An 8,109-nucleotide genomic window follows, 5' to 3' on the forward strand; every position below is an offset into this window, starting at 1 on the left:
GGTCGTCCCCGTCCCGTTCCTGCCCGTACGTGGCGAGCAGGGCCGGGGCCTCGATCGGGTCGCCGAGGGTGGTGCCGGTGCCGTGGGCCTCGACGGCGTCCACGTCGGCCGGCGTCAGCCCGGCGTCCGCGAGGGCCTGGCGGATCACCCGTTGCTGCGCGGGGCCGTTGGGGGCGGTGAGACCGTTGGAGGCACCGTCCTGGTTGATCGCGGAGCCCCGGACGAGGGCCAGGACGGGGTGTCCGTTGCGGCGGGCGTCGGAGAGCCGCTCGACCAGCAGCATGCCGACGCCCTCGCCCCAGCCGGTGCCGTCCGCCGCCGCAGCGAAGGACTTGCAGCGGCCGTCGGCGGCGAGCCCGCGCTGGCGGCTGAACTCGATGAAGGCGTTGGGGCTGGACATCACGGTCACCCCGCCGGCCAGGGCGAGGTCGCACTCGCCGCGCCGCAGCGCCTGGGCGGCGAGGTGGAGGGCGACGAGGGAGGAGGAGCAGGCGGTGTCCACGGTGAGCGTGGGCCCCTCCAGGCCGAAGGAGTAGGCGATGCGCCCGGAGACGACGCTGGCGGAGCTGCCGGTGCCGATGTAGCCCTCCAGGTCCTGGGGCACGCTCAGCAGGCGGGAGGCGTAGTCCTGGTAGCCGGAGCCGATGAACACGCCGGTTCCGGTGCCGCGCAGTGCGGTGGGGTCGAGACCGCCGCGTTCGAAGGCCTCCCAGGCGGTCTCCAGCAGGAGCCGCTGCTGGGGGTCCATGGCGAGGGCCTCGCGCGGGGAGATCCCGAAGAAGGCCGGGTCGAAGTCGGCGACGTCGTAGAGGAAGCCGCCGTCCTTGGCGTAGGTGGTGCCGGGCCGGTCGGGGTCCGGGTCGTAGAGGGAGTCCAGGTCCCAGCCCCGGTCGGCGGGGAAGGCGCCGACCGCGTCGCGGCCCTCGGCGACGAGCCGCCACAGGTCCTCGGGGCCGCGCACCCCGCCGGGGTAGCGGCAGCTCATGGCGACGATCGCGAGGGGCTCGCCGTCGGCGGCGGTGCGGGCCGCGGCCGTCGGCGCGGGGGCGGCAGACCGGCCCGTGAGGGCCGCGGTCAGTTCGGTGAGGAGGTGATCGGCCAGGGCCGCCGGGGAGGGGTGGTCGAAGACCAGGGTGGCGGGGAGCCGGACGCCGGTCGCCCCGGCGAGGCGGCCCCGGAGTTCGACGGCGGTGAGGGAGTCGAAGCCCAGCTCGCGGAAGGCCCGGTCGGCGGGGACCGCTCCGGCGTCCTGGTGGCCGAGGACCGCGGCGGCCTCCGCCCGTACCAGGGCGAGGACGGCACGGGCCTGCTCGGGCCGGGTGAGGGCGGCGGTCCGGTGGGCGAACTCGGGGAGTCCGCCGTCGCCCCGGGCTGCGCCGTCGGGGCCCGCGGCCGCTTCGGCGAGGGCCGCGGCCGCCTCCGGGATCCCGTTCAGCAGCGGGCTGGGGCGCAGCAGGGTGAAGGAGGGTGCGAAGCGTTCCCAGGCGACGTCCGCGACGGTCACCGCCGTCTCGTCCCGGTCGAGGGCGGTGCGCAGGGCGGCGAGGGCCGACTGCGGGGCGAGGGCGGGCAGTCCGCGCTTGCGCAGCCGCTCCTCGGCGTCGCCGTCCTCGACCATGCCGCCGCCGGCCCAGGGGCCCCAGGCGACGGCGGTGGCGGGCAGGCCGCGGGCCCGGCGGTGTTCGGCGAGGGCGTCGAGGGAGGCGTTGGCCACCGCGTACGCCGCCTGGCCGGCCGCGCCCCAGATGCCGGAGATCGAGGAGAAGAGGACGAAGGCGTCCAGGTCCCGGTCGGCGAGGAGCTCGTCGAGGTGCCGGGCGCCGGCCGTCTTGGCGGCGAGGACGGCGGCGAACTCCTCGTCCGTCGTGTCGTCCAGCATGGCCGGGGTGCCCACCCCGGCCGCGTGGACGACGGCGGTGAGGGGGTGTTCCTGCGGGAGGCCGGCCAGCAGCCGGGCCACGGCCTGCCGGTCGGCCACGTCGCAGGCCTCGATGGTGACCCGGGCGCCGAGTTCCTCCAGTTCGGCGCGGAGGGCGTCGGCGCCGTCGGCCGCGGGTCCGCGGCGGCCGGTGAGGACCAGGTGCTGCGCTCCGGCCCCGGCGAGCCAGCGGGCGACGTGGGCGCCGAGGGCTCCGGTACCGCCGGTGATCAGGACGGTGCCGTGCGGCTGCCAGGGCTTCCCGGGGGTGCCCGGCCGTTCCCGGGGGGCGTGCAGCAGACGGCGTACGAAGACGCCCGCGCCGCGCACGGCCAGCTGGTCCTCGTCGGCGTGGGTGCCCGCCAGGACGGCCGCGAAGCGGCGGGCGGCGCGGTGGTCGAGGGTCTCCGGGAGGTCGACCAGGCCGCCCCAGCGTCCGGGGTGTTCGAGTGCGGCGGTCCGGCCGAGGGCCCAGACGGCCGCCTGGTGGGGGCTGCGCAGCGGGTCGGAGGCGCCGGTGGAGACGGCACCGCGGGTGGCGCACCACAGGGGGGCGTCGACTCCGGCGTCGCCGAGGGCCTGGACGAGGGCGAGAGTGGCGGCGAGGCCTTCCGCCAGGACGGGGTGGTCCTGGTGCGGCTGTTCGCCGATGGCCTGCAGGGACAGGACGCCGTCGACGGGGTCCTCCTGGACGGCGGTGCGCAGCAGCTCGGCGAGGGCCTCCCGGCCGGTGCCGGGTTCGACCGTCAGCCGCCGTACCGTCGCGCCGTGCTCCTCCAGGGCCCGCAGGGCGGCTGCCGTCCAGGGGTCGTCGGCGGGGCGGGCGGCGGGGACGAGGGCCAGCCAGCGGCCCGGGCGGAGGTCGGCGGCGGTGGGGGCCGGGGCGGGCTGCCAGGCGATGCGGTAGCGACGGCCGTCGAGGGCGGACCGCTCCCGGTGGTCGCGGCGCCAGAGGGAGAGGGCGGGCAGGACCGAGCTGAGGGGCGCGTCGTCGGCGAGGCCGAGGCGCTCGGCGAAGGCGGCGAGGTCGGCGCGTTCCACGGAGTCCCAGAATCCGGCCTCCACCGGATCGGCGGCCCGGGCGGCGTCGGCGGCGGTCCGGCCGGAGAAGGCCGTGGACTCCAGCCAGTAGCGGCGCCGCTGGAAGGCGTAGGTGGGCAGGTCGTGGAGGGCCGGGCGGCCGGCGCGGTCCGCGCACAGGACGGCCGGGTCGAGGGGGAGTCCGTGGACGTGGAGCCGGGCCAGCGCGGACACGACGGCGGTGTCCTCGGCGGAGTCCGTCCGCAGCAGGGGTACCGCCTGCGCGGAGTCCTCGTCCAGCAGGGGCCGGGCCAGAGCGGACAGCACGCCCCCGGGCCCGATCTCGACGAACGCCGAGGCCCCGGCGTCGGCCAGGTGACGTACCGCGTCCGCGAACCGGACCGTGGCGCGGACCTGGTCCACCCAGTAGGCGGGGTCGGCCAGTTCGGCGGCCGTCAGGCGCCGGCCCGTCACGGTGGAGACCAGGGGCAGGGCCGGTGCGGCGAAGGGGACGGTTTCGACGAGCGCGCGGAAGGCGTCGAGCATCGGGTCCATGAGCGGGGAGTGGAAGGCGTGGGAGACGGTCAGGGCCTTGGTCCTGCGGCCCGCGGCCGCGAGCCTCCCGGCCAGCTCCGCCACCGCGTCCCCGGCCCCGGAGACCACCACGGACGCGGGCCCGTTGACGGCGGCGATGCCGACCCGGTCCTCGCACCCCGCCAGCAGGGCGCGCACCTCCTCCTCGGCGGCCTCGACCGCCACCATCACGCCGCCCGGGGGCAGGGCCTGCATCAGCCGGCCGCGCGCGGCCACCAGCTTCGCCGCGTCGTCGAGGGAGAGCACGCCCGCGACGTGGGCCGCCGCGAACTCGCCGACGGAGTGCCCGGCGAGGAAGTCCGGGCGGACGCCCCAGGACTCCACCAGCCGGAACAGCGCCACCTCGACCGCGAACAACGCCGGCTGGGTGTGTCCCGTCCGGCTCAGGAGCTCGGCGTCGTCCCCGAAGACCACGTCCCGGAGCGGGCGTTCGAGGTGCGGGTCGAGCGCCGCGCAGGCCTCGTCGAAGGCTGCGGCGAACGCCGGGAAGGCGGCGTGGAGTTCACGCCCCATGCCCGGGCGCTGGCTGCCCTGCCCGGAGAAGAGGAAGGCCGTCCTGGTCTTGCGGGCCCTGCCCTCGAAGGCGCGGCCCGTCGGCTCCCGGCGGGCGAAGGCGTCGAGGGCGGCCAGCAGCTCGTCGCGGTCACGGCCCACCACGGCGGCGCGGTGGGGCAGTTGGGCGCGGGTGGTGGCGAGGGCGTGGGCGAGGTCGGCGGGGTGGGCCTGCGGGTGTTCCCGGACGTACGCCAGGAGCCGGCCGGCCTGCTCGGGCAGGGCCTCGGGGGTGCGGGCGGAGAGGGGCCACAGGAGCGGGGTCCCGGCGGATCCGGCGGCGGGATCCGCGCCGGACTCGGGCGCGCCGGACTCGGGGGCCCGTTCGGCGCCGGGTTCGGGGGCCGGTTCGGGGGCCGGTTCGGGGGCCGGCAGTTCCAGGATGACGTGGGCGTTGGTGCCGCTCACGCCGAAGGAGGAGACTCCCGCCCGGCGCGGACCGTCCGTCTCGGGCCAGGCGACGGCCTCGGTCAGCAGCCGGACGGCGCCCGCCGACCAGTCCACGTGCGGGGAGGGTTCGTCGAGGTGCAGGGTGGCGGGCAGTGACCCGTGCCGCATCGCCATGACCATCTTGATGACGCCGGCCACCCCGGCCGCCGCCTGGGTGTGGCCGATGTTCGACTTGAGCGCACCCAGCAGCAGCGGCCGCTCGGCGGGGCGGTCCTGGCCGTAGGTGGCGAGCAGGGCCTGGGCCTCGATCGGGTCCCCGAGCGCGGTGCCGGTGCCATGGGCCTCGACGGCGTCCACCTCGTCCGGGGTGAGCCGGGCGTCGGCCAGGGCCTGGCGGATGACCCGCTGCTGCGCCGGGCCGCTGGGGGCGGTGAGCCCGTTCGAGGCGCCGTCCTGGTTGACCGCGCTGCCGCGCAGCACGGCCAGGACCCGGTGGCCGTTGCGGCGGGCGTCGGAGAGCCGTTCCACGAGCAGCATGCCGACGCCCTCGCTCCATCCGGTGCCGTCGGCGGCGGCCGAGAAGGGCTTGCAGCGGCCGTCGGCGGCCAGCCCGCGCTGGCGGCTGAACTCCATGAACGCGCCGGGCGTGGACATCACCGTGACCCCGCTGACGAGGGCGAGGGTGCACTCGTCCTTGCGGAGGGCCTGGGCGGCGAGGTGCAGGGCGACGAGGGAGGAGGAGCAGGCCGTGTCGACCGTCACGGCGGGGCCTTCGAGGCCGAAGGTGTAGGCGAGCCGGCCGGAGATCACGGCGGCTGCGTTGCCCGTGCCGAGGTAGCCGTCGAAGTCCTCGGGGGAGGTGGAAAGGCGGGCGTAGTCCTGGCCGTTGGTGCCGGCGAAGACCCCGGTGCGGGTGCCGCGCAGGGTGGCCGGGTCGATCCCGGCCCGTTCGAAGGCCTCCCAGGCGGTCTCCAGCAGGAGCCGCTGCTGCGGGTCCATCATCAGGGCCTCGCGCGGGGAGATCCCGAAGAACCCGGCGTCGAACTCGCCCACGCCGTCGAGGAATCCGCCGTGGCGGACGTAGCAGGTGCCGGCGTGGTCGGGGTCGGGGTCGTAGAGGGCGTCCAGGTCCCAGCCGCGGTCGGCGGGGAAGCCGGAAATCGCGTCGCCGCCGTCCGCGAGGAGGCGCCACAGTTCCTCGGGCGAACCGATGCCGCCGGGGAAGCGGCAGCTCATCGCGACGATGGCGATGGGCTCGCGGGCCTCGGCCGTCATCTTGCGGTTCTGGCGGCGCAGCCGCTCGGTCTCCTGGAGGGAGGCGCGCAGTGCCTGAACGATCTTGTCGTCGTTCGGTGTGGTCATGATGTGCTCCGTACTCGGGACGTCGATCAGGCTTCGCTGTCGCCCAGCGCCAGTTCGATGAGGTGGTCCAGGTCCATGTCCGCGATCGCGGCTTCGGTTTCCGTGTCGGTGTCGGTGTCGGTGTCGGTGTCGTCGCCGCCGGTGCCGCCGCCGCTGCCGGTGTCACCGGCGTGCGCGGGCAGCAGGGCGCGCAGGAGCGCGTCGGTGAGGGCGCTCGGGGTGGGGTGGTCGAAGACCGTGGTGGTGGGGAGCTTCAGTCCGGTCGCGGCGCCGATCCGGTTGCGGAGTTCGACGGCGGTGAGCGAGTCGAAGCCCAGGTCGCGGAAGGCCCGGTCGGGCTCGATGGCGTCGGTGGCCGGGTAGCCGAGTGCGGCGGCCGCCTCCGTGCGGACCAGGTCCAGCAGCAGGTCGTGCCGGTCGGCCGGGCCGAGGCCCGCCAGTTCCCGCACCAGGTCCGCGGCCGCGGTGGCACCGTCTGCGGCGGTGGCCCCGTCGGCCTCGGCGGTGGCGGCGAGCGCCGCCCGTGCCTCGGGCAGGTCGGCGAGGAGGGGGCTGGGCCGTCCGATGGTGAAGGAGGGCGCGAACCTCGGCCAGTCGACGTCCGCCACCACCACGGCGGTCTCGTCCCGGTCCATGGCCAGGCGCAGGGCCGAGACCGCCAGGGACGGGGAGAGCGAGGGCAGGCCGCTGCGCCGCAGGTATTCCTCCGCGCCTCCGTCGGCGGCCATGCCGCCTTCGGCCCAGGGGCCCCAGGCGACGGCCGTCGCGGCCAGTCCCCTGGAGCGGCGGTGCTGGGCGAGCGCGTCGAGGAAGGCGTTGCCCGCGCTGTAGGCGGCCTGGCTGCCGCTGCCCCAGACGCCGGAGACGGACGAGAAGAGGACGAAGGCGTCGAGGTCGTGTCCGGCGAGCAGTTCGTCCAGGTGGACCGCGCCGGCCACCTTGGCCGAGACCACGGCGGCCAGTTCCCCGGGGGTGGTCTCCGCGACGGTGGTGAACTGCGGACGTCCGGCGGCGTGCACGACGGCGGTCAGCGGGGCGGGGTCCCCGGACAGGGTGCCCAGCAGGGCCGCCAGGGCCGCCCGGTCGGCGACGTCGCACGCGGCGACCGTCACCCGGACCCCCGACTCCCGTAGCTGGGCGGCGAGTTCGGCCGCGCCCGGGGCGTCCTCGCCCCGCCTGCTGGTGAGCACCAGGTGCTCGGCACCGGCCGAGGCCAGCCAGCGGGCGGTGTGCCCGCCGAGCGAGCCGGTCCCGCCGGTGACCAGTACCGTGCCCCGGGGCTTCCAGCCTCCGTCGGTGGCGGTGGCCGTCGTGCGGGGCATCCGGGCCAGCCTGCGGACCAGGGTCCCGGAGGCGCCGACCGCGAGCTGGTCCTCGCCTCCGGCCCCGCCGAGGGCCGCGGCGAGCCGGGCGAGCGTCCGCTCGTCGGGGGTGTCCCCGCCGGTTCCCGTGCCGGGGAGGTCGATCAGGCCGCCCCAGCGGCCCGGGGCCTCCAGCGCGACCGCGCGTCCCAGGCCCCAGACCAGGGCCTGGAGCGGGCGGGTGACCGGCCGGGAGGCGCTGACGGCCACGGCTCCGGCGGTGAGGCACCACAGGGGCGCCCCGACGTCCAGGTCGCCGAGCGCCTGGACGAGGGCGACGGTGGCCGTGAGACCGGACGGCAGGCCCGGGTGCGGCGGGTGGTCCCGTTCGTCCAGGGCCAGCAGGGACAGCACCCCGGACACCGGTACGCCGTCCACGGCTCCGGCGTCCCGGAGCAGGGCGGTGAGCGCCTCGCGGCCGGCTCCGGGGTCGGTGACGGTGACGAGGAGGGGTTCGGCGGCGCGGTCGCGGAGCATCCGGGCGTAGGGCGCGGCGGTGGCCGCGTCCGGGGCCACGAGCAGCCAGGTGCCGGACGGGGTGGTGGCCGGCAGGTCGGTGCGGGGCTGCCACACCGCCCGGTAGCGCCAGCCGTCGACGGTGGTCCGGATCCGGCTCTCCCGGCGCCAGGCCGCGAGCGCCTCGAACACCGACTCCAGGGGCGCCCCGGCCGCCAGCCCGAGCCGCTCGGCCAGGGCCTCCGGTCCCCCGTTCTCGACGGTGTCCCAGAACTCCGTCTCCGCCGGGTCGGGCGCCGGTGCGGTGGCGGTGGTGGCGACGGCCGGTGCGGGGGCCGCCGTCAGCCAGTAGCGCTCGCGCTGGAAGGCGTAGGTGGGCAGGTCGACCCGGCGGGCGCCCCGGTCGGCGAGGACGGCCGTCCAGTCCACCGGGGTGCCCTGGACGTGCAGCCGGGC

General features: G+C 77.0%; 2 protein-coding genes. Both read right to left on the bottom strand.

Annotated features, from left to right (window positions below; all coding sequences use genetic code 11):
* Positions 1-5,866: type I polyketide synthase (locus tag ACFVXK_RS35180; RefSeq protein WP_389620316.1), on the bottom strand; the 5,866-nt coding region annotated here is incomplete at its 3' end.
* On the bottom strand, positions 5,863-8,109 hold a 2,247-nt coding region (locus ACFVXK_RS35185; protein WP_389620313.1), incomplete at its 5' end, for an SDR family NAD(P)-dependent oxidoreductase. The genes ACFVXK_RS35185 and ACFVXK_RS35180, both read right to left, overlap by 4 nt.

Origin of the sequence: Streptomyces sp. NPDC058157, assembly GCF_042884105.1 — a bacterium.
In the GTDB taxonomy this organism is placed as follows: Bacteria; Actinomycetota; Actinomycetes; order Streptomycetales; family Streptomycetaceae; genus Streptomyces.